Raw genomic sequence first — 20,300 nt, 5'->3', positions numbered from 1 at the left:
TTCTCCGCTTACTGCTTGTCGGCCGACGCCGCCGGCGTGGCCGGCTTGGCCGGCGCGGCGCCCATCTCGGTGGCCTGCACGGGCATGCCCGGCTGGATCTTCTGCAGGCCCTCAACGATGACCTTGTCGCCCGGCTTCAGGCCGTCTTCGACCAGCCACTTGCTGCCGACCGCGCGGCTGACCTTGACCGGGCGCACTTCGACCTTGTTGTCCTTGCCGACCACCATGGCGGTGGTGTCGCCCTTGGGATCGCGGGCGATGCCCTGCATGGGCACGAGGATGCCGTTTTCGCGCACGCCGCTGCCGACCTGGGCGCGCACGTACATGCCGGGCATCAGCACCTGGTCGGGGTTGTCGACCTTGACCCGCAGCGCGTAGCTGCCGGTGGTGGGGTCGACGCTGACTTCGGAGAACTCCAGGGTTCCCTTGTGGGCGAACTCGGTGCCGTCGTCGAGCAGGATGGTGACCGGCAGGGTCTGGTTGTCCTGCAGGCGGCCGCTGGCCAGTTCACGGCGCATCTGCAGCAGTTCGCTGGCCGACTGGGTGAGGTCGACATAGATCGGGTCGAGCTGCTGCACGGTGGCAAGCGCGTCGGCCTGGCCGGCGCTGACCAGCGCGCCCTGGGTGACCGAGGACTTGCCGATGCGGCCGCTGATCGGGGCGGTGATGCGGGCGTAGCCCAGGGTGACGTTGGCGGCATCCAGGGCGGCCTTGGCGGCGCCCACGTCGGCCTCGGCCTGCTTCTGGGCGGCCACGGCGTTTTCCAGGTCCTGCTTGCTGACGGCGTCGACCTTGGCCAGTTCGGTGATGCGCTTGGCGCTCAGGCGCGCGGCGTTGGCGGTGGCGTCGGCGCGGGCAAGCTGGGCGCGGGCGCTGTTGGCCTGGGCGCGGTAGCTGGCGTCATCCACCTGGTAGAGGGGCTGGCCGGCGGTGACCAGGCCGCCTTCGGTGAACAGGCGCTTGGCGACGATGCCGCTGACCTGGGGGCGCACTTCGGCGACCAGGAAGGCGTTGGTGCGGCCGGGCAGTTCGCGGGTGAGGCTGACCTGTTCGCCCTTGAGGGTGGCAACGGTGACCTGGCCCGGGCCGCCCTGCGGCCCCTCCTGCTCACCGCCGCCACAGGCGGACACGGTCAAGGCGATCGCGAGGGACAGCGCGAGAAGACGGTACGGGGTTCGGGACATGGTGGGGGCTCACAGGAAACGAAAAAGGGTCGCCTGCAGCACTACCCCGCCTTTAAAAGCGACGAATGACAGCCAACAGGTCGGCAAATACGGCAAATCTGACGGCTTCGGCTTTGGCGCGGCTACGCGCGGTCCTCACCGGGGATCAGTGGGACGGAAATATACATACATGCATGTTTGTTTGTAAAGGGGTACAATTCAGGTCGGTTTCATCCAGCAACTGCAAAGCGCAATGGCCAGAAAGACCAAAGAAGAGGCGCAGGCGACCCGCGCGGGGATCCTCGACGCGGCCCAGGCCTGTTTCCATGAATTCGGGGTGGCGGGGACGAGCCTGGCGATGATCGGTGCGCGCGCCGGCTATACGCGTGGGGCGGTGTACTGGCACTTCAAGAACAAGACGGAGGTGCTGACGGCGATGATCGACCGTGAGCGCATTCCGTTCATCGAGCGGTTGCGGCGGACGACGTCGTCCAAGCGCACGACGCCGGTGCTGGATCTGCGGTCGGCGTTGCTGGTGTCGTTCCAGGAGCTGGCCGATGACGAGCGGTTGCGCAACATGATGGAGATCATGCTGCGCAACGATCTGTCGGTGGAGAGCCAGGCGATGCAGGAGCTGCAGTTGGAGGCATCGCGCGAGGAGCTGGGCATTTTCGCGGCGGCATTCCAGCGCGCGCGCGAGTTGGGGCAGTTGCGCGAGGGGGTGGACGTGGACACGGTGGCCCGTATCGTGAGTGTGGGTTCGCGGGACACGCCGTGAATCCATCCCTGGAGGCTCGTGAGCGCCATCCATGGCGCCCAACGGTCCCGCGAACCCACACCGCCCCACCCTCGACATTGGGCTGGTGGTCATGGGAAACACAACAGCGAACGTGCGCGATTTGCTGGAACATCCTTTTACTTCTTGCAGAATCGTTCTCTCGTTCAAGGCGACGCGTTTGCAGCACCTCGTTGGCCTGAAGTCTCGATGTGCCGTTGCTCTCTCTGTGCGCGACAGGAATGTGTCGAGGGCGGGTGTGTGGGGGCTCGCGGGACCGTTGGGCGCCATGGATGGCGCTCACGAGCCTACACGGACGTACTTGCGGCGTGTCCCGCGAGCCCCCACACACCCGACCCAACCAGCGAAGGCAGAGTAGCGGCCGCTTTTGATCCACTGCAGTGGAGATAAAAAAAGCGGCGACGCTTTCGCGCCGCCGCTTCCCTACCACCCGACTGGTGTGATGCGTTACAGGATGTAGCGGCTCAGGTCCGGGTCCTGTACCAGCTCGCCCAGGTGCGCATCCACGTAAGCCTTGTCGATGCTGATGGTCTCGCCATCGCGGTCCGGGGCTTCGTAGCTGAGCGTGTCCAGCAGGCGCTCCAGCACCGTGTGCAGGCGGCGGGCGCCGATGTTTTCCTGGCGCTCGTTCACCTGGAACGCGATCTCCGCCAGACGGTCCACGGCGTCCTCGGTGAACTTCATCGACACGCCTTCGGTCTGCAGCAGCGCTTCGTACTGCTTGGTCAGCGCCGCCTTCGGCTCGGTCAGGATGCGCACGAAATCGTTCTTGCTCAGCGCGCCCAGCTCCACCCGGATCGGGAAACGACCCTGCAACTCCGGAATCAGATCGCTCGGCTTGGCCAGGTGGAATGCACCGGAGGCAATGAACAGGATGTGGTCGGTCTTGATCGTGCCGTACTTGGTCGACACATTGGAGCCTTCCACCAGCGGCAGCAGATCGCGCTGCACGCCCTCGCGCGACACATCGCCGCCGGATGAGCCGGCCTCACCGCGCTTGGCCACCTTGTCGATCTCGTCGATAAACACAATGCCGTGCTGCTCGCAGGCCTCGATCGCCGCGCTGCGGATATCGTCTTCGTTGACCAGCTTGCCCGCCTCTTCCTCGATCAGCAGCGGACGCGCGGCCTTGATGCTCAGCGTGCGCTTCTGCGCCTTCGCCCCGCCCATGCTCGAGAACATCTGGCGCAGCTGCTGGCCCATTTCCTCCATGCCCGGCGGGGTCATGATGTCCATGCTGACGTTGGCCGACACTTCCAGCTCGATCTCGCGCTCGTCCAGCTCACCGTTGCGGAGCATGCGGCGGAACTTGATGCGGGTTTCGTTGTCCTGCGCCGACGGCTCGTTGCGCGCGGCCTCGGCATCGAAACCGATACCCGCGCTGCGGCGCGGCAGCAGCGCGTCCAGGATGCGGTCTTCAGCGCGCTCCTCGGCCTGGGTGCGCACGCGCACCTTGGCCTGCTCGCGGTACAGCTTGACCGCCGTGTCGGCCAGGTCGCGGATGATCTGCTCCACGTCCTTGCCCACATAGCCGACCTCGGTGAAACGGGTGGCTTCCACCTTCACGAACGGCGCGTTGGCCAGCGTGGCCAGGCGACGCGCGATCTCGGTCTTGCCGACGCCGGTCGGCCCGATCATCAGGATGTTCTTGGGCATCACTTCGTTGCGCAGCTCGGCCGGCAGCTGCATGCGGCGCCAGCGGTTGCGCAATGCGATGGCCACCGCGCGCTTGGCGTCGTGCTGGCCCACGATGTGCCGGTCCAGTTCCTGCACGATCTCGCGCGGGGTCATGGTGGCGGACGAAACTTCAATCTTGTGCGGCATGGGTGTGCTCACGAATGAATGTGGTGGGTCGGGGTTGCCGGCCAGCGGCCGGCACTAGGCTTACAGTTCCTCGACCACCACGTTGCGATTGGTGTAGATGCAGATGTCGCCGGCGATGTTGATCGACTCGGTGGCGATGGTGCGGGCATCCAGTTCGGTGTGTGCCATCAGCGCGCGTGCGGCCGACAACGCGTAGGAACCGCCGGAACCGATCGCGATGATGCCGTCTTCCGGCTCGATCACATCGCCGGTGCCGCTGATGATCAGCGAGGTGTCCTTGTCGGCCACGGCCAGCAGCGCTTCGAGCTTGCCCAGGCGGCGCTCGGTGCGCCAGTCCTTGGCCAGTTCCACCGCGGCGCGCTGCAGCTGGCCGTGCTTCTCAAGCTTGGCCTCGAACAGCTCGAACAGGGTGAAGGCGTCGGCGGCGGCACCGGCGAAACCGGCCAGGACCTGGCCCTCGCGACCCAGCCGGCGCACCTTGCGGGCGTTGCCCTTCATCACCGTGTGGCCAAGCGTGACCTGGCCATCGCCGGCAACCGCGACATGACCGTTGCGGCGCACCGAAATGATGGTGGTGGCGTGAAATACGTTGGGGTTCTGACTGGGGTCCATGGAGCCTCCGGGGTGACAGAGACTGAGGTGGGGTCGTTGCCGGGGGCTTCAACCCACCCTGCCCTGCGGCCCGGTGACGCAGTGGATCGATTCAGCTTTCGTTGCCGCTCTTGCGCCGCTTCGCGCGCGGGTGCGCGGCGTCGTAGACCTTGGCCAGGTACTGGAAATCCAGGTGGGTGTAGATCTGCGTGGTGGCGATATCGGCATGCCCGAGCAGCTCCTGCACGCCGCGCAGGTCGCCGGAGGATTCCAGAATGTGGCTGGCAAAACTGTGCCGCAGCATGTGCGGGTGTACATGCTTGAACAGGCCCTGGCGCTGGGCCAGCTGGCGGATGCGGATCTGGATGGCGCGCTGGCTGATCGGCCCGCCCTTGCGGCCCGGGAACACCGGTTGGGCGTCGCTGCCGCCGCTCTCGCCACGCCAGCCTTCCAGCGCGGTGCGCGCGTGCGAGCCGAACGGCACGCGCCGCTCGCGGTTGCCCTTGCCCAGCACGTTGACCAGCCCGGTGGCGAAATCCAGGTCACGCCAGATCAGCGCGCACAGCTCGCTCAGACGCAGCCCGGAGGAATAGAACAGTTCCAGCAGCGCGCGGTCACGCAGGCCCAGCGGCCCGTCGGTGGGCAGTTCCACCAGCTGCACGGCTTCGTCGGCATCGAGCACCTGCGGCAGCTTGCGCGGCGCCTTCGGCGCCTTGAGCCCCGCGGCGGGGCTGGCGTCGATGCGGCGATGCTTGAGCAGCCACGCATAGAAACTGCGGCACGCCGACAGGCGACGCTGCAGCGACGTGGGCGAGAGCCCGCGGCGGTGTTCGGCGGCGATGAACTGGCGCAGCTGCTCGCCATCGAGCACATCGATGCGCGCGTCGTGGTCGTTGGCCCAGCCGGTCAAGGCGTCCAGGTCGCGGCGGTAGGCATCCAGGGTGTGCACCGACATGCGCCGCTCCACCTCCAGGTGCGCGAGGAATTCCGCAGCGGCCCCCATGCCAGCGCCCACGTCGGCCTCAGTCGTGCGTGAAGCGGGCCAGGCCGACCGCCAGCGCTTCGCCCATCATGCGCAGGAACAGCGTGCCCATGCCCGGGTAGAAACGGTTGGGATCGTGGCTGCCCACGGCGATCAGGCCGACACCCGGCAGCGGCAGCAATGCGCTGGACTGCACCGTGTCGGCGAGCGCGCCGTACAGCACGGTGTTCTTCTCGGCCTGCAGGCGGCCGCAGATCGGCTCACCATCGGCCAGGCAATCGCGGAACGACCCCAGCAGCGGGCTGTCGGCCGGGATCACCTGCAGCCACGGCGCCTGCTCCAGCCCGGCAACCGGCTGCAGCATCACCAGGCGCACCTTGTCGCCGGCGAAGTCTTCTTCCAGCGAGGCGGCCATGGCACGCAGGGTATCGGCGGCCGTGGTCTGCTTCATCAGCGCCAGGGTCAGCTGATGGGTGCGGACGGCCAGGCGTTCGTTGACCTGCGCGTTGGCGGCCAGGTCGGCGAGCCGTCGCGACAGCTCGCGGTTCTTGTCGCGCAGCACGTCCAGCTGGTAGCTGGCCAGCGACGCGGTCGGGCCGTCATCGCGCGGCACCACCATGGTCAGCGCCAGGTCCGGGAACTGCTTGAGGAACGCCGGATGCCGCCGCAGCCAGGCGGCGACTTCGTGCGCACCGATCTTCTCGACCGTCTCGTTCATGCGTGCCACTCCCCTTCAAAGACGAAGGCTGCCGGGCCGGACATCACCACCTGGGCGTCGTCGGCCGGCCAGCGCAGGCGCAGCTCGCCGCCGGGCAGCGACAACGTGGCGTCGCGCTCCAGGCGGCCACGCTGCATCATCACCACCGCCGCCGCGCAGGCGCCGCTGCCGCAGGCCAGGGTTTCCCCCACGCCGCGCTCGTACACGCGCAGGCGCGCATGGCGGGGGTCGATCACCTGCACGAAGCCGACATTCACCGACTGCGGGAAGGTGGCGTGCTGCTGCAGCAGGTTGCCCAGGCGTTCGACCGGGGCGGCATCGATCAGGCCCACTTCGATCACCGCATGCGGGTTGCCCATCGACACCGCGCCGAAGCGCACCGTATCGCCCTGCAACGGCAGCAGGTATTCATCGCGCGCACGGGCAAAGCCCAGCAGCGGCACCTGCGCCGGCTCGAAGCGCGGCACGCCCATCGCCACCGCGTACTGGTCGTTGCCCAGCCGCTCGATGGTGTGGGTAGCCAGCGGGCTGTCGATGGCGAAGCTGTCCTGACCGGCCGCGCCATCGCGCACCAGCCACGCGGCCACGCACCGGGCGCCATTGCCGCACTGCTCGGACTGCGAGCCGTCGGCGTTCCAGATGCGGTAGGACGCCACCGACCCTTCCGCGCGCGGTGGTTCGATGGTGAGGATCTGGTCGCAGCCGACGCCGGTATGGCGATCGGCCAGGCGGGCCGCCAGGGCCGGGGTGGGTGCGGGCGTACCGTCACGCAGGTCCAGGACGACGAAATCATTGCCGGCGCCGTGCATCTTGCTGAAGCGCAGCGCCGTGGAGGCGGCCTTAGTCATTACCATTTTCGGACTTCAGCGGCGCGTCGACCGGATCGGGCACCACCGGCGGGTTGTTGGTGTCATCCACGGCCGCCGGGGTGGTCTCATCGACGGCCGGCTCGGCGATTTCTTCGACCGGCACCGGCTTCTGCGGCAGCACAAGCGGGCCTTTGTTGCCGCAGGCGGCAAGGAGAAGCAGCGAGGCCGCTGCCAACGGAATCAGGATTCGGTTGCGATGGGGGATGCTCATGGCCCGAGTATAGCCGTGGGTTCTTTGACCGAGGGTATCGATTCGATGAACGCGGCCATGGGGGTGCCGGCTGCGGGTCGGCTGCTCACGATGCCAGGGTCATGCGATTGCCGGCCAGCGGCCGGCAGCCCGTGTGTCCTTCAGTGCATGCGTGGTTGCCGGCCAGCGGCCGGCGCTACCGGGGTGGCAGTGGGCGGCTCCACAGCCAGATCGCCACCGCCGCCATGCTGCCGATGGAGAACCACTTCACCCACGCGATCGGCACGCACCAGAGCATGATGCCGGCGCAGACCGCCATGGTCAGGGTGGCCATCCACTTGGCGTAGCGGCTGACCGCGCCGTGGGCCTGCCAGTTGCGGATGGAGGGGCCAAAGCGCGGATGCTGCAGCAGCCAGGTGTGCAGACGCTCGGAGCCGCGCGAGGCGGCCCAGGCCGAGATCAGGATGAACACGGTGGTGGGCAGGCCCGGCACGAAGATGCCGACGATGCCGGTGGCCAGGCTGGCATAGGCCAGCAGCCACCATGCCCAGCGGAACCGCACCGGTGGCCGCGTGGCAGGGGCATCGGCAACGTCGGGGCGTTCGGGCACGGTCATGTGCCCAGCATAGCGAGGCCGGACGACGACCGCGATGGTCGCCGTCCGGAGGGCGGGTTGCCGGCCCGAGGCCGGCATTACGGGGCGGCGGTCACGCCCAGCTGGTCGAGCACGAACGCATACGATTCGGCCAGCTCGTGGTAGCGCTGGAAACGCCCGGACTTGCCGCCGTGCCCGGCCTCCATGTTGGTGCGGAACACGATCGGATGGGTGCCGGTGTTGTCATCGCGCAGCTTGGCCACCCACTTGGCCGGCTCCCAGTACTGCACCTGCGAATCCCACAGCCCGGTGCCGACGAACAGCGCCGGGTAGGCCTGCTTCTTGACGTTGTCGTAGGGCGAGTAGCCGAGCATGTAGTCGTAGTACTCGCGCTGCTCCGGGTTGCCCCACTCGTCGTACTCGTTGGTGGTCAGCGGGATGCTGGCGTCGAGCATGGTGGTGACCACGTCCACGAACGGCACCTGCGCCACCATCACCCGGTAATCCTGCGGGGCCTGGTTGGCCACCGCGCCCATCAGCAGGCCGCCGGCGCTGCCGCCGGACGCGGCCACGCGGTCCTTGGACGCATAGCCCAGGCGCACCAGCTCGCGGGTGACATCGACGAAGTCGTTGAAGGTGTTCTGCTTCTTCAGCAGCTTGCCGTCCTCGTACCACGCACGTCCCATTTCCTCGCCGCCGCGGATATGCGCGATGGCATAGACCACGCCGCGGTCGAGCAGGCTCACCACGGTCTGGTTGAAACCGGGGTCCATCGACATGCCGTAGCTGCCGTAGGCGTACTGGTACAGCGCCGCGGTGCCGTCCTTCTTGAAACCGTTGCGGTACACCAGCGACACCGGCACCTTGGCTCCGTCGCGCGCGGTCACCCAGACCCGCTCGGTGGTGTACTTGCCCGGGTCGTAGCCGATCACCGGCTGCTGCTTGAGCTGGCGACGCTCACCGGTAACGGTGTTGAGCTCGTAGGTGGTGGTCGGGGTGGTCAGCGAGTTGTAGGCGTAGCGCAGCCACGGGCTGTCCGGCTCGGGATTGGCGGCCAGGCCCATCGAGTAGGCCGGCTCGTCGGCCTTGACGTAGTCCTGGCGACCATCGGGATACAGCAGGCGGATGCGCTCCAGGCCATTGGAACGCTCGGCGATCGCACTGAAGCCGTCGAACAGCTCGAACCCTTCCACCAGCACCGCATCGTCATGGGCCACCCAGTCGGTCCACTGCGTGCGCGCGGTGGCATCGGTGGGCGCGGTGACGATCTTGAAGTTCTTCGCGCCGGCATCGTTGGTGCGGATCACCCAGCGGCCGTTGAAGTGGTCGGCGTCGTATTCCACATCGCGCGCACGCGGCGCCAGCAGGGTGAATGCCTGCGGGTTGGCGGCCGGGGCGTAACGGGTTTCCGAGCTGACCGTGCTGTGCAGTTCGATGGTGAGGAACTTGTCGTCGCGGGTGCGGCCGACGCCCATGTAGAAGCTGTCGTCCTTCTCTTCGTACACCAGCACGTCGCTGCTGGCCGGGGTGCCCAGCACGTGCTTTTTGACGCGCACGGTGAGCAGGGTTTCCGGATCATTCTCGACGTAGAACAGAGTGCGGTTGTCGTCGGCCCAGACCACGTTGGGCGACACGTTCTCGATGCGGTCCGGCAGCACCTGGCCGGTGCGCAGGTCCTTGAAACGGATCACGTACTGGCGGCGGCCGACATCGTCTTCGGCCCAGGCCAGCAGGTGGTTGTCCTGACTGACATCGGCATCGCCGACATCGAAGTAGTTCTTGCCCTCGGCCATCACGTTGATGTCCAGCAGGATCTCTTCGGGCGCCTCCATGCTGCCTTTGCGCCGTGCCTGGATCGGGTAATCCTTGCCGGTCTCGAAGCGGGTGTAATACCAGTAGCCGCGATCACGCGCGGGCACGCTGGCATCGTCCTGCTTGATGCGCGCCACGATCTCCTTGTACAGGGTGTCCTCGAGCGGCTTGAGCGGCGCCACCACCTGGTCGGTGTAGGCGTTCTCCGCATTCAGGTAGGCCAGCATCTTCGGATCTTCGCGCTTGTCGTCGCGCAGCCAGTAGTAGTCGTCGTTGCGGGTCGCGCCGAACGGCGCCTTGACCGTGTGCGGCTGCTTCTCGGCGTCGGGCGGGGTGAGCGCGGGGGCGGCATGCACGTTGGAGGTCATCAGGCTGGCAACCAGTAAACAAAGGGCGGGTTTCACGAGATAAGGCTCCTTACGGGGGAATGCAATGGCGTCCATGGTCGGCCCCAGTCTGGGCGGGCGTTGGGGCAGCGGCAAGCCTGCCGATGGTCACTGCACCTATCATCGGCAGCATGAGCACCCCTACCCCCACGGCCGCCTACAGCCGCCGCAGCCAGGAAATCGAACCCTTCCACGTGATGTCGCTGCTGGCCCGCGCGCAGGCGCTGGAGCAGGCCGGGCACGACGTGATCCACCTGGAGATCGGCGAGCCGGATTTCACCACCGCCGCGCCGATCGTGCAGGCCGGCCAGGCCGCCCTGGCCGCCGGCCACACCCGCTACACCGCCGCGCGCGGGCTGCCCGCGCTGCGCGAGGCCATCGCCGGGTTCTACCAGCAGCGGTACCAGCTGCAGATCGACCCCGAGCGCATCCTGGTCACGCCCGGCGGCTCGGGCGCGCTGCTGCTGGCCAGCAGCCTGCTGGTGGACCCGGACAAGCACTGGCTGCTGGCCGACCCCGGCTATCCGTGCAACCGCCACTTCCTGCGCCTGGTCGAGGGCGCCGCGCAACTGGTGCCGGTGGGCCCGCAGACGGCCTACCAGCTCACCCCGGCGCTGATCGAGCAGCACTGGAACGCGGCCAGCGTAGGCGCGCTGGTGGCCTCGCCGGCCAACCCGACCGGCACGGTACTGTCCGCGCCCCAGCTGGCCGGGTTGTCGCAGTCGTTGAAGGCGCGGGGCGGCCACCTGGTGGTGGATGAGATCTACCACGGCCTCACCTACGGCATGGACGCGGCCAGCGTGCTGCAGGTGGACGACGAGGCCTTCGTGCTTAACAGCTTCTCCAAGTACTACGGCATGACCGGCTGGCGGCTGGGCTGGCTGGTCGCCCCACCGCAGGCGGTACCGGACCTGGAGAAGCTGGCGCAGAACCTGTACATCAGCGCCTCCAGCATTGCCCAGCATGCCGCCCTGGCCTGCTTCACCCCGGAAAGCATGGCCATCTTCGAACACCGCCGCGCGGCCTTCCGCGAGCGCCGCGACTACCTGCTGCCGGCGCTGCGCGCCCTGGGTTTCCGCATCGAGGTGGAGCCTGAAGGCGCCTTCTACCTGTACTGCGACGTCAGCGCGTTCACCGATGACGCGCAGGCGTTCTGCGCGCACTTCCTGGAAACCCAGCACGTGGCCTTTACGCCCGGGCTGGATTTCGGACACTACCGCGCCAACGCGCACGTGCGACTGGCCTATACGCAGGAAGTACCGCGCCTGGAAGAAGCCGTGGCACGGATCCGGCGTGGGTTGGAGACGTGGGTGAGGTGACCGCTACGGCCCGCAACTACTTCAACCGTCGCTTTGCAAACGCACTCACCAATACGGTCAATGGCCTCCCCACACTGTTACAGCGTACGAGTGCGGCGGCGCAGTTGGAGCCATTAGCGTCAATGAGGTGCAACGCATGACGCTGCTGCACAATCTCACCCTGGTCGCCGCGCTGCTTGTGTCTGCCTGCACCTCTGAGTTGGCTACAGCGGGTCCCGCACCAACGCCACCAGAAACGCAGGTGGTTCGCTACAGGCTGGTCGCGGTACCGCTGGTCGAGCCGCCTCCTCACCCTCCGAAGCGCGAGCCACCACCACTCAGGCTTGTTGCGCCTAACTCATCCCGCGCACACATTGTCGACAAGGGCGGGAACGAGATCAGACGAGCACCCAAGGGCCGATCAATCGCTGAGATGAAGGTTAGCCCAAAGCGGCAATGGGTCCTGCTGTATTTCGGCGATGCGGACTATACGGTCGCCTCTGTCGACAGACTCAAGGACATTGCCAAGCCACCGATACAGCCCGCTGCAGCCGCCGACGCCACTGGTTTCAGATGGCTCCCCCTCGATGATGATCGCCTGATCGGTTACGCACAGTTGCCTTCGCTCAAGCCGACGAAAGGCTTGACCGCCTCCGAGGCAGACGGGCTGCCACCCAGGGGCACGCTGGTTTACATCTACACCATCGCCACCGACGCCATGAGTCCCGTCGAGATCGACGAGTCGGTGCCACAGCCCTTCAGCATCTCCGACGATTCGTATGGGAACCTTGCCATTGAGCCTCATTCTGGGCTGGCCGCCTTCGGGCTGAAGATCCTTCAGATCCCGTAGCCATGACACGAGGAGCATGAATCAGGCGCGCGCTCCTGGCTGATCCGAGGTATCCATTGACGTGGACGAGAAGAAGTTCATGGCACTTTTCACCTTGTCGCGCACGGCGGCACAGGTGGATCGGGCGCAGGACCGTTGCCAGTGCATTGCTTGAAGATCTGAGGCGCAACTCATGAAGCTGCTGCACAATCTCACCCTGGTCGGCGCGCTGCTCGTGTTTTCCTGCACCCCTGAGTTGGCGGCTTGCTCAACGGTATCAGCGGAACAAAAAGCAGGCCACTACAAGCTTATTGCGCTGCCGCTGGAGCAAACATCGTCGCCAATCGGGAAGCGCGAGCCGCTGCCGTTCAGGCTGCGCGCGCCGGGTTCAGCGGAAGCACGCATTGTGGATGCAAGCGATCAGTTGATCAGGCCGGCACCGGCCAATGGAACGATTTTCGGCTTTCGAGTTAGTCCGAATCGGCAGTGGGTCTTGCTCGATCTCAGCAACGCGGCGTATGTGGTCGCCTCCGTCGACGGGCTCAAGGACATCGCCAGGCCACCCAAACGGCCGCATGCACCCGGCGACGCGACCGTCATCGAATGGCGCATCCTCGATAATGACCGCTTGATCGGTTACGCCGAGCTGCCTTCACTGGAGCCGACGAAAGGTTTGACCGCGTCCGAGGCAGACGGGCTGCCACCCAGGGGCACGCTGGTTTACATCTACACCATCGCCACCGACGCCATGAGTCCCGTCGAGATCGACGAGTCGGTGCCACAGCCCTTCAGCATCTCCGACGATTCATATGGGAACCTTGCCATTGAGCCTCATTCCGGGCTGGCCGCGTTCGCGGTGAAGATTCTTCAGAGCCCGTAGCCATGACGCGAAGAGCGTGAATCAGGCGCACGCTCCCGAATTCTTCAGGTAAAGCGGGCACGGCGGTACAGACGGGTCCGGCGCGGGACCGTTGCCACCGTGCCTCCAGGAAGCCAGGGACGCCCGTAAAGCCATGCGCAAACTGCTGTTGTTTTGGGCCCGCCAGTGGCACAACAACCAAAAAAACGCCGCGCATCTCTGCGCGGCGTCGAAATGGGGTGGAGCCAACCTGACGCCCCACCACCCGGAGGCGGACCGAAGCGGCCTTCGGTGAATTCCTGCGGCTACCGGGCCGATGGGCCATCCCAGCAGTCGAGCAACGCTCGACTCTACCGCAACTGTTCCCACAGGAAGCTATAGGCCAATGCCGACATGTGCGCGGCCTGCGCATTGTTGGCCGCGCCGCCGTGACCGCCCTCGATATTCTCGTAGTAGGTCACGTCCTTGCCCGCTTCGATCATCTTCGCGGCCATCTTGCGAGCATGGCCCGGATGCACCCGATCGTCACGGGTGGATGTCGTGAACAGCACCGGCGGGTAGGTCTTCTTCGCATCGAACAGGTGGTACGGCGAGAAGGTCTTGATGAACTCCCAGTCGGCCGTGTCCGGATTGCCGTATTCGGCCATCCAGGATGCGCCGGCCAACAGGTGGCTGTAACGCTTCATGTCCAGCAGCGGCACCTGCACCACCACTGCCCCGAACAGCTCCGGGTACTGGGTGAGCATGTTGCCGGTGAGCAGGCCACCGTTGCTGCCGCCCTGCACGCCCAGGTGCTTGGCCGAGGTGATCTTGCGGCTCACCAGGTCGCGGGCGACCGCGGCCATGTCTTCATAGGCCTTGTGCCGGTTCTGCTTCAGCGCCGCCTGGTGCCAGCGCGGGCCGTACTCGCCACCGCCGCGGATGTTGGCCACCACGTACACACCGCCCTTCTCCAACCACGCCCGGCCCATGCCGCCCGAGTACGACGGGGTCAGCGAGATCTCGAAGCCACCGTAGCCGTACAGCAGCGTCGGGTTGGAGCCATCCCGCTTCATGTCCTTGGCATGCACCACGAAGTACGGCACGCGGGTGCCGTCCTTGCTGGTGGCGAAGTGCTGCTCGATCACCTTGCCCTCGGCATTGAAGAACGCCGGCATGGTCTTGAGCACTTCCGGCTGCTTGCCGATCTCGGCAATGGCCAGCGTGGTCGGGGTCAGGTAGTCGGTGACGGTCATCCACACCGCGTCGCTGTCATCGGCATCCACCGCACCCACGGCCACGGTGCCGAACGACGGCGCGCCGGTGAAGTCGCTCTTCTTCCAGCCGCTGTCGGTCGGGGTGAGCACGCTCAGGCGGCTCTTCACGTCATCCAGCACGTTGAGCACCAGATGGTTCTTCGTCCAGCTGCTGCCCGCCAGCGAGGTGGTGTCGGTGGGCGCGAACAGCACCTCGAAGTCGCGCTTGCCGGCCAGGTAATCGTCCAGCTTGGTGACCAGCAGCGAACCGGCGGTGTAGGTCTTGCCGCCCACCGTCCACGCATCGCGCAGCTCCAGGGTCAGCCACTGCTTGTGCAGGCCCTTCTCGGCCGAGTTCGGTGCGTCGATCTTGGTCAGCGTGCCGTCGTCGCCGCGCAGGTAGACCTCGTTGTTGTAGAAGGCCAGCGTGCGGCTGACCAGGTTGCGCTCGTAGCCGGGGGTGTCGTCGTGCATGGCCGCGATGTACATGTCATCGGGCTTGCCTTCGTACACCACGCTGGCGCTGGCCATCGGCGTGCCGCGCTTCCACAGCTTGGCCACGCGCGGGTAGCCGGAGGTGGTCATGGTGCCGGTGCCGAAATCGGTGTAGACGAACACCGTGTCGCGGTCGATCCAGTTCAGCCCGCCCTTGGATTCGGGGCGGAAGAAGCCGTCCTTGATCCAGGTCTTGTTGGCCAGGTCGAACTCGCGGGTGACATCGGCATCGGCGCCGCCGCGCGACAGCGCGATCAGGCAGCGCGAATAGTCCGGGCGCAGGCAGTCGGCGCCGTGCCAGACCCAGTTCTCACCCTCGGCCTTGTTCAGGGCATCCAGGTCGAGCACGGTTTCCCAGGTCGGCGAGGCCTTGCGGTACTCGGCCAGCGTGGTGCGGCGCCACAGGCCGCGCTCGTGCTGCTTGTCCTTCCAGAAGTTGTAGTAGTAGTCACCGATCTTCTGCACGCCGGGAATCTTGGCGTCCGAATCGAGCACCTCGCGGATGCTGGCTTCCATCTGCTTGAACGCCGGGGTCTGGGCCAGGCGGCCCTCCGACTTGGCATTCTGCTGTTTGACCCAGTCCAGCGACTTGTCGCCGGTCACGTCTTCGAGCCACGCGTACGGGTCGGCGGGCGTCTCAGCAGCCATGGCAGTACCTACCGCACCGGCGGTGATCAGGCCTGCCATCAGGCAGGCGGAAGCGATTTTGGACATTGCAGCTCCAAGCGGACATAAGTCCCGGACGCTATCACACCGCCCGGCCGGCGCTCCCGTGTCGAAGGTCAGGGCGCGCCACGCGGGTGCGGCGGCGGGCCTGCGGGCCGCGGCGACGGCCCGTGCCGCGGCGGCGCAGCAGCGCCGTTGGCAGGCGGAACCGGTAGAGGCTCCACCAGGCCAGCCACGGCATGCCCACCAGCCACAGGGGCAGCCAGCCCAGCCATTCGCTGCTGCCGCGTGCCGCCGGCCACACCAGCACCAGGGCCAGCCCGGCCAGGGCGGCCTGCCGGACGCCGCGCAGCACCTGCGGATCGGGGGTGCTGGCCAGGCGTGCGGCGGCCTGTGAACGCGGGGTATGACGCGACGACGACAAGGACATGACACGACTCCGTGCGAAAGTGATGCGTCACCTTGCCGTGCCACCATCTCACCGGCTGCGACCTGTTGCCGCAACCGGCACGGCAAGCATGAACGCCACCATTGACGTTCTCCGTCGTCCCACCCACCATGCCCGTGCCAGCCACTGGAGCCTTCTGCCGCATGTCTCTGAACCGCCCGCTTCGCGCTGTCCTGTTGCTGTCGACGCTGTCGCTGCTGTCCGCCTGCGCCTTCCGCCACGAGGCCAAGCCGAGTCCGGTACCGGTGGCCACTGAAGCGACCGGCGCCCCCATCGACCTGCAGAAGTTCATGGGCACCTGGTATGTGATCGGCCGGGTTCCCAACCCGATCGAACGCGGCCATGTGGCCAGCGTCAACGAGTTCAGCCTGCGCGGCGACCAGAAGGTGTCCATCACCTATCGGTACCGCAACGGGTTCTCCGAACCGCTCCAGCAGCTGACCGTGCGCGCCTCGGTGGATGAGGAAAGCGGCAACCACAACTGGCGCACCTGGTTCTACAAGATCGTACCGACCCACACCCGCGTGCTGGAAGTGGCCCCGGACTATTCGTGGGCGATGCTGGGCTATCCCGGCCGCGAGATGGCCTGGATCTTCGCGCGCCAGCCGGACATGGACAAAGAGCTCTACAAGGAACTGGCCACCCGCCTGCGCGACGACTACGGGGTCAATACCGACAAGCTGAAGCGCGTGCCGCAGCATCCCGAGCAGGTGGACCGGCTGGGGTATGAGGTGCCGAACGTGCGGTGAGCGTGGCGGTCAGGCTGCCTCGCGCGGCTGCACCCTGCGCTCGATTTCCTGGCGGGTCGGCAGCGTCTTCAGATCGTACTCGGCCTGGAGGGCCAGCCACGACGCGGCGTCCCCACCGAAATGACGTGCCAGGCGCACTGCGGTATCCGCCGTGACGCCGCGGGTTTCATGCACGATGGCATGCAATCGCGTAGGGGGCACATCCAGCGCCCGTGCCAGCGCAGTGATGCTCAGCTGCAACGGCAGCAGAAACTCCTCGCGCAGGATTTCGCCCGGATGGACGGCCCTGAGGTTGTTGGTGGGGCGGCTCATGGATGGCAGACATGCAAGCGGTGCAAGGAGCCTAGGGTATCCGTCGCGGCTGTAGAGCCACCGGGGTCACAAACCCGATAGAAACGACGCCGGGCATCGCCGGGCGTACCTACCAACGGTCGGTACCTACCGGTTATTTCCGGCTGTAGTGCGACACCAGCCAGTCGCCCAGCATCTGCAGGATCTGCACCAGTACCAGCAGCAGCACCACGGTGACCAGGGCCACGTCGGTGTGCGAGCGCTGGTAGCCGTCGCGGAAGGCCAGGTCGCCCAGGCCGCCGGAACCGATGGCACCGCCCATCGCGGTGAAGCCGATCAGCGCGATCACCGTGACTGTCGCACCGGCGATCAGGCCGGGCCGCGCCTCGGGCAGCAACACCCGGGTGACCAGCTGCCAGGTGGTGGCGCCCATCGACTGGCTCGCTTCGATCACGCCACGGTCCACTTCGCGCAGCGCGGTTTCCACCAGGCGTGCGTAGAACGGCGCCGCGCCGATCACCAGCGGCACGATCGCACCGCGCACGCCCAGCGAGGTACCCATCATCCACAAGGTGAGCGGAATCAGCACGATCATCAGGATGATGAAAGGCACCGAGCGCAGCAGGTTCACCAGCACCGCCAACGCGCCGTACAGCACCGGCTTGCGGTGCAGCTGCGGCGAGCCGGTCAGGAACAGCAGCACGCCCAGCGGCAGGCCGATGGCCAGCGTCAGCGGCAGCGAGCCACCAAGCATCAGCAGGGTATCCAGCGTGGCCTGGCCGATATCGGCCCACTTGCCCGCATCCAGATGGCGGAAGAACCCGCCGGCAGTACCCAGCATCATCGACGCAGCTCCTCAAGGTGGACACCGGCGGCCACGAAGCCGGCCTGCGCGGCCTGCACGTCGCCGCCCACCAGCGATACCGTCAGCTGGCCGTAGGGGGTGTCCTTGATCCGGTCGATACGGCCGGACAGGATGTTGTAGTCCACGCCGGTTTCGCGCGCGATGCGGCCCAGCAGCGGTTCGTAGGTGTCCGCGCCGAGGAAGGTCAGGCGCACGATGCGCCCGGCGACCGCCTCGAAGTCCTTGTGCAGCTCGCCCTCGTCCACCTGCTCCGATTCGCTCACGAAGCGGCGCGTGGTCGGGTGCTGCGGGTGCAGGAACACCTCGGTGACCGGGCCGGTTTCCACCAGGTGGCCGGCATCGAGCACGGCCACGCGGTCGCAGACCCCGCGGATCACGTCCATCTCGTGGGTGATCAGCACGATGGTCAGGCCCAGCTCGCGGTTGATCTTGCCCAGCAGCTTCAGCACCGACGCGGTGGTCTGCGGGTCCAGTGCGCTGGTGGCTTCATCGCACAGCAGGATCTGCGGGCGGGTGGCCAGGGCGCGGGCAATGCCGACGCGCTGCTTCTGCCCGCCGGACAACTGCGCCGGGTACTTGGTCGCATGCGCTTCCAGGCCCACGGTATGCAGCAGTTCGTCCACGCGCGCGTCGATCTCGGCGCGCGGGGTACCGGCCAGCTCCAGCGGGAAGGCGACGTTGGCCGCCACCGTGCGCGAGGACAGCAGGTTGAAGTGCTGGAAGATCATGCCGATGCGACGGCGCAGCGTGCGCAGGCCGTCGGCGTCGAGCGCGGTGACGTCTTCGCCGCTGATCAGCAGGCGGCCGCCGGTGGGTTCTTCGAGCCGGTTGATCAGGCGGATCAAGGTCGACTTGCCTGCCCCGGAGTGGCCGATGATGCCGAATACCTCGCCGGCCTCGATGGTCAGGTCCAGCGGCTGCAGCGCGGCGATCGCGCGGCCGCCGACGGCATAGGATTTGTGCAGGCGCTGGAACTCGATCACTTCGCGGTCAACCGGGCATCGACGGGAGGGGGCGTGCAGCCTACCAGCGCGGGACGGCCCTGGCCCGCGCGGCTGTGCGGAATGATATTCCGTTTGGTTCTAAGCCGGCGTGATCGGGCCCGGGACGGCCCTGCCCGGCTCAGGGATGGTCCAGCGGCGCGGGCGCCTGGACCTGGCGGACCCGCTCCCGGTGCAGCAGGTACAGGCCGGAGGCGACGATGATCGCCGCGCCCAGCCAGGTGAAGCGGTCCGGCAGCGCGCCCCAGAACAGCAGGTCCCAGCCGATCACCCAGACCAGCCCGGTGTACTCCAGCGGTGCGATCAGCGAGGCCTCGCCCAGCTGGAACGCGCGGGTCAGGGCGACCTGCCCGCCGGCCCCGGCGAGCCCCATGCCGGCGATGAGTGCGGCGTGGCCCAGCTGCAACGGCTGCCAGTCGGGGATGGCGAGCAGGCCGGCGCCCACCGCCATGATCACCAGGAACCAGACCACCATCGACTGCGGGGTGTCGGTGCGGGTGAGCATGCTGACCGTGATGGCGGCCACGGCATAGGCGGTGGCGGCCAGCAGCACCATCAGGCCCGGCACCGAGATGAAGCCCCCCACGCCCGGCCGCAACACCACCAGCACCCCGACCAGGCCGATGCCGATGGCGATCCAGCGCCGCGGGCCGACGTGTTCGCCCAGCAGCGGCACCGACAACGCGGCGATCAGCAGCGGGGCCACGAAGTAGATGGTGTAGGCGGTGGACAGCGGCAGGCTGCGCAGGGCGTAGACGAAGCAGCCGATCATCGCCATGCCCAGCGCCCCGCGCAGCAGGTGCAGGGCCCAGCGCTTGGGCACCAGCGAACGCGGGCCGGCGGTGGCCAGCACCCAGACCAGCACGAACGGCAGCGAGGCCGCGCCGCGCAGGAAGGTCACCTGCAGGGTGGGATAGCTGCTGGCAAGCTGCTTCATGCCAGCGTCCATCAGCGAGAAGCAGGCGACGGCCATCAACATCCAGGCGACGGCGCGGGAGGGGGATTTCTGGGTGATCATTGCCCATTATCGCCACGATGGGCGGGCCGTCCATGCCGGGGTGGTTAGAATGACGGCATTCACCCGTTGGAGTTTCCCCATGCCTTCCTTTGACGTCGTTTCCGAAGTCAACACCCACGAACTGACCAACGCGGTCGACCAGGCCAACCGCGAGCTGTCGACCCGCTTCGATTTCAAGGGCGTGGAGGCCAAGTTCGTGCTGGAAGACAGCGTGATCAGCCAGTCCGCGCCGAGCGATTTCCAGCTGCAGCAGATGACCGACATCCTGCGTGCGCGCCTGATCGCGCGCGGCATCGACGTGCGCTGCCTGGAGTTCGGCGACGTCGAGACCAACCTGGCCGGTGCGCGCCAGAAGGTGACGGTCAAGCAGGGCATCGAGCAGAAGGTCGCCAAGCAGATCGCGGCGAAGCTGAAGGAAGGCAAGTTGAAGGTGGACAGCCAGATCAATGGCGACAAGCTGCGCGTCAATGGCAAGAAGCGCGACGACCTGCAGGATGCGATCGCGCTGCTGAAGAAGGAAACCTTCGAGGTCCCGCTGCAGTTCGACAATTTCCGCGATTGATCGCACCCGATCGCCCGCGTAACGCGGGGCGGTAACGCCGGCCGCTGGCCGGCAACAC

General features: G+C 66.8%; 21 protein-coding genes. 6 read left to right on the top strand and 15 right to left on the bottom strand.

The window, feature by feature from the left end; genetic code table 11:
• Positions 1–8: 8 nt before the first annotated feature.
• Positions 9–1,184, bottom strand: a complete 1,176-nt coding sequence (smeD, locus tag AC1DCJ_RS16060) for a multidrug efflux RND transporter periplasmic adaptor subunit SmeD (RefSeq protein ID WP_478071383.1) — start codon at positions 1,182–1,184, stop codon at positions 9–11.
• A gap of 232 nt (positions 1,185–1,416) precedes the next feature.
• Here smeD and AC1DCJ_RS16055 point away from each other — a divergent pair, with 232 nt between their 5' ends.
• Complete coding sequence (locus tag AC1DCJ_RS16055; RefSeq protein WP_478071382.1) at positions 1,417–1,941, top strand: TetR family transcriptional regulator; 525 nt, start codon at positions 1,417–1,419, stop codon at positions 1,939–1,941.
• Between the two features lie 465 nt (positions 1,942–2,406).
• Here AC1DCJ_RS16055 and hslU read toward each other — a convergent pair whose 3' ends face one another.
• From hslU to AC1DCJ_RS16015, 8 genes are all read right to left on the bottom strand, one after another.
• Positions 2,407–3,783 carry an ATP-dependent protease ATPase subunit HslU gene (gene hslU, locus AC1DCJ_RS16050; protein WP_038686167.1) on the bottom strand — a complete coding sequence of 459 codons (1,377 nt, stop codon included), beginning with the start codon at positions 3,781–3,783 and terminating at the stop codon, positions 2,407–2,409.
• A 60-nt stretch (positions 3,784–3,843) separates the two neighbouring features.
• Positions 3,844–4,395: an ATP-dependent protease subunit HslV gene (gene hslV, locus AC1DCJ_RS16045; RefSeq protein WP_019183676.1), complete on the bottom strand. Its 552-nt coding sequence runs from the start codon at positions 4,393–4,395 to the stop codon at positions 3,844–3,846.
• Between the two features lie 91 nt (positions 4,396–4,486).
• Positions 4,487–5,377 carry a tyrosine recombinase XerC gene (gene xerC, locus AC1DCJ_RS16040; RefSeq protein WP_314403764.1) on the bottom strand — a complete coding sequence of 297 codons (891 nt, stop codon included), beginning with the start codon at positions 5,375–5,377 and terminating at the stop codon, positions 4,487–4,489.
• A gap of 19 nt (positions 5,378–5,396) precedes the next feature.
• On the bottom strand, positions 5,397–6,074 hold the full coding sequence (locus AC1DCJ_RS16035) for a DUF484 family protein (protein WP_137190405.1): 678 nt from the start codon (positions 6,072–6,074) through the stop codon (positions 5,397–5,399).
• Positions 6,071–6,922: a diaminopimelate epimerase gene (dapF, locus tag AC1DCJ_RS16030; RefSeq protein WP_478071381.1), complete on the bottom strand. Its 852-nt coding sequence runs from the start codon at positions 6,920–6,922 to the stop codon at positions 6,071–6,073. Before dapF ends, AC1DCJ_RS16035 begins: the two co-directional genes overlap by 4 nt.
• A complete protein-coding gene (lptM, locus tag AC1DCJ_RS16025; protein ID WP_038686161.1) occupies positions 6,915–7,154 on the bottom strand; it encodes an LPS translocon maturation chaperone LptM in 240 nt (79 codons plus the stop codon). Before lptM ends, dapF begins: the two co-directional genes overlap by 8 nt.
• A gap of 175 nt (positions 7,155–7,329) precedes the next feature.
• Entirely contained in the window at positions 7,330–7,749 is a 420-nt protein-coding gene (locus AC1DCJ_RS16020) for a YbaN family protein (protein WP_038686160.1), read from the bottom strand.
• Positions 7,750–7,826: 77 nt separating this feature from the next.
• Complete coding sequence (locus AC1DCJ_RS16015) at positions 7,827–9,944, bottom strand: S9 family peptidase (protein WP_137190406.1); 2,118 nt, start codon at positions 9,942–9,944, stop codon at positions 7,827–7,829.
• Between the two features lie 113 nt (positions 9,945–10,057).
• Here AC1DCJ_RS16015 and AC1DCJ_RS16010 point away from each other — a divergent pair, with 113 nt between their 5' ends.
• From AC1DCJ_RS16010 to AC1DCJ_RS16000, 3 genes are all read left to right on the top strand, one after another.
• On the top strand, positions 10,058–11,245 hold the full coding sequence (locus AC1DCJ_RS16010) for a pyridoxal phosphate-dependent aminotransferase (protein ID WP_478071380.1): 1,188 nt from the start codon (positions 10,058–10,060) through the stop codon (positions 11,243–11,245).
• A gap of 136 nt (positions 11,246–11,381) precedes the next feature.
• Positions 11,382–12,074 (top strand): hypothetical protein, encoded by a 693-nt coding sequence (locus AC1DCJ_RS16005; RefSeq protein ID WP_478071379.1) that lies wholly within the window; start codon positions 11,382–11,384, stop codon positions 12,072–12,074.
• Positions 12,075–12,246: 172 nt separating this feature from the next.
• Positions 12,247–12,933, top strand: coding sequence for a hypothetical protein (locus AC1DCJ_RS16000; RefSeq protein ID WP_478071378.1), 687 nt, complete (start codon positions 12,247–12,249; stop codon positions 12,931–12,933).
• A 329-nt stretch (positions 12,934–13,262) separates the two neighbouring features.
• Here AC1DCJ_RS16000 and AC1DCJ_RS15995 read toward each other — a convergent pair whose 3' ends face one another.
• Entirely contained in the window at positions 13,263–15,356 is a 2,094-nt protein-coding gene (locus AC1DCJ_RS15995) for a prolyl oligopeptidase family serine peptidase (RefSeq protein WP_478071377.1), read from the bottom strand.
• Between the two features lie 34 nt (positions 15,357–15,390).
• The gene (locus AC1DCJ_RS15990; protein ID WP_313426241.1) at positions 15,391–15,738 is read right to left on the bottom strand and encodes a hypothetical protein; all 348 of its coding nucleotides are present in this window, start codon (positions 15,736–15,738) and stop codon (positions 15,391–15,393) included.
• A gap of 161 nt (positions 15,739–15,899) precedes the next feature.
• Between AC1DCJ_RS15990 and AC1DCJ_RS15985 the strand changes: the two genes are divergently transcribed.
• Positions 15,900–16,505 (top strand): lipocalin family protein, encoded by a 606-nt coding sequence (locus AC1DCJ_RS15985; protein WP_137190415.1) that lies wholly within the window; start codon positions 15,900–15,902, stop codon positions 16,503–16,505.
• 9 nt (positions 16,506–16,514) lie between these two features.
• Here AC1DCJ_RS15985 and AC1DCJ_RS15980 read toward each other — a convergent pair whose 3' ends face one another.
• From AC1DCJ_RS15980 to AC1DCJ_RS15965, 4 genes are all read right to left on the bottom strand, one after another.
• Positions 16,515–16,817 carry a HigA family addiction module antitoxin gene (locus tag AC1DCJ_RS15980; RefSeq protein ID WP_137190416.1) on the bottom strand — a complete coding sequence of 101 codons (303 nt, stop codon included), beginning with the start codon at positions 16,815–16,817 and terminating at the stop codon, positions 16,515–16,517.
• A gap of 133 nt (positions 16,818–16,950) precedes the next feature.
• Complete coding sequence (locus AC1DCJ_RS15975) at positions 16,951–17,640, bottom strand: methionine ABC transporter permease (protein ID WP_038686148.1); 690 nt, start codon at positions 17,638–17,640, stop codon at positions 16,951–16,953.
• A complete protein-coding gene (locus AC1DCJ_RS15970) occupies positions 17,637–18,644 on the bottom strand; it encodes a methionine ABC transporter ATP-binding protein (RefSeq protein ID WP_478071376.1) in 1,008 nt (335 codons plus the stop codon). Before AC1DCJ_RS15970 ends, AC1DCJ_RS15975 begins: the two co-directional genes overlap by 4 nt.
• A 139-nt stretch (positions 18,645–18,783) precedes the next feature.
• The gene (locus tag AC1DCJ_RS15965; protein WP_038686144.1) at positions 18,784–19,680 is read right to left on the bottom strand and encodes a DMT family transporter; all 897 of its coding nucleotides are present in this window, start codon (positions 19,678–19,680) and stop codon (positions 18,784–18,786) included.
• A 79-nt stretch (positions 19,681–19,759) separates the two neighbouring features.
• Between AC1DCJ_RS15965 and AC1DCJ_RS15960 the strand changes: the two genes are divergently transcribed.
• Positions 19,760–20,242 carry a YajQ family cyclic di-GMP-binding protein gene (locus AC1DCJ_RS15960; protein WP_038686143.1) on the top strand — a complete coding sequence of 161 codons (483 nt, stop codon included), beginning with the start codon at positions 19,760–19,762 and terminating at the stop codon, positions 20,240–20,242.
• Positions 20,243–20,300 lie beyond the last annotated feature (58 nt).

The organism is Stenotrophomonas sp. 10N36 (assembly GCF_056395005.1).
The sequence above is the reverse complement of the archived record's forward strand: the minus strand, read 5'-3'. Positions and strand labels throughout refer to the sequence as shown.

Coding starts and splice junctions, on each gene's coding strand:
- smeD (WP_478071383.1), bottom strand. CDS start 1,184: ATGTCCCGAACCCCGTACCGTCTTCTCGCGCTGTCCCTCGCGATCGCC.
- AC1DCJ_RS16055 (WP_478071382.1), top strand. CDS start 1,417: ATGGCCAGAAAGACCAAAGAAGAGGCGCAGGCGACCCGCGCGGGGATC.
- hslU (WP_038686167.1), bottom strand. CDS start 3,783: ATGCCGCACAAGATTGAAGTTTCGTCCGCCACCATGACCCCGCGCGAG.
- hslV (WP_019183676.1), bottom strand. CDS start 4,395: ATGGACCCCAGTCAGAACCCCAACGTATTTCACGCCACCACCATCATT.
- xerC (WP_314403764.1), bottom strand. CDS start 5,377: ATGGGGGCCGCTGCGGAATTCCTCGCGCACCTGGAGGTGGAGCGGCGC.
- AC1DCJ_RS16035 (WP_137190405.1), bottom strand. CDS start 6,074: ATGAACGAGACGGTCGAGAAGATCGGTGCGCACGAAGTCGCCGCCTGG.
- dapF (WP_478071381.1), bottom strand. CDS start 6,922: ATGACTAAGGCCGCCTCCACGGCGCTGCGCTTCAGCAAGATGCACGGC.
- lptM (WP_038686161.1), bottom strand. CDS start 7,154: ATGAGCATCCCCCATCGCAACCGAATCCTGATTCCGTTGGCAGCGGCC.
- AC1DCJ_RS16020 (WP_038686160.1), bottom strand. CDS start 7,749: ATGACCGTGCCCGAACGCCCCGACGTTGCCGATGCCCCTGCCACGCGG.
- AC1DCJ_RS16010 (WP_478071380.1), top strand. CDS start 10,058: ATGAGCACCCCTACCCCCACGGCCGCCTACAGCCGCCGCAGCCAGGAA.
- AC1DCJ_RS16005 (WP_478071379.1), top strand. CDS start 11,382: ATGACGCTGCTGCACAATCTCACCCTGGTCGCCGCGCTGCTTGTGTCT.
- AC1DCJ_RS16000 (WP_478071378.1), top strand. CDS start 12,247: ATGAAGCTGCTGCACAATCTCACCCTGGTCGGCGCGCTGCTCGTGTTT.
- AC1DCJ_RS15995 (WP_478071377.1), bottom strand. CDS start 15,356: ATGTCCAAAATCGCTTCCGCCTGCCTGATGGCAGGCCTGATCACCGCC.
- AC1DCJ_RS15990 (WP_313426241.1), bottom strand. CDS start 15,738: ATGTCCTTGTCGTCGTCGCGTCATACCCCGCGTTCACAGGCCGCCGCA.
- AC1DCJ_RS15985 (WP_137190415.1), top strand. CDS start 15,900: ATGTCTCTGAACCGCCCGCTTCGCGCTGTCCTGTTGCTGTCGACGCTG.
- AC1DCJ_RS15980 (WP_137190416.1), bottom strand. CDS start 16,817: ATGAGCCGCCCCACCAACAACCTCAGGGCCGTCCATCCGGGCGAAATC.
- AC1DCJ_RS15975 (WP_038686148.1), bottom strand. CDS start 17,640: ATGATGCTGGGTACTGCCGGCGGGTTCTTCCGCCATCTGGATGCGGGC.
- AC1DCJ_RS15965 (WP_038686144.1), bottom strand. CDS start 19,680: ATGATCACCCAGAAATCCCCCTCCCGCGCCGTCGCCTGGATGTTGATG.
- AC1DCJ_RS15960 (WP_038686143.1), top strand. CDS start 19,760: ATGCCTTCCTTTGACGTCGTTTCCGAAGTCAACACCCACGAACTGACC.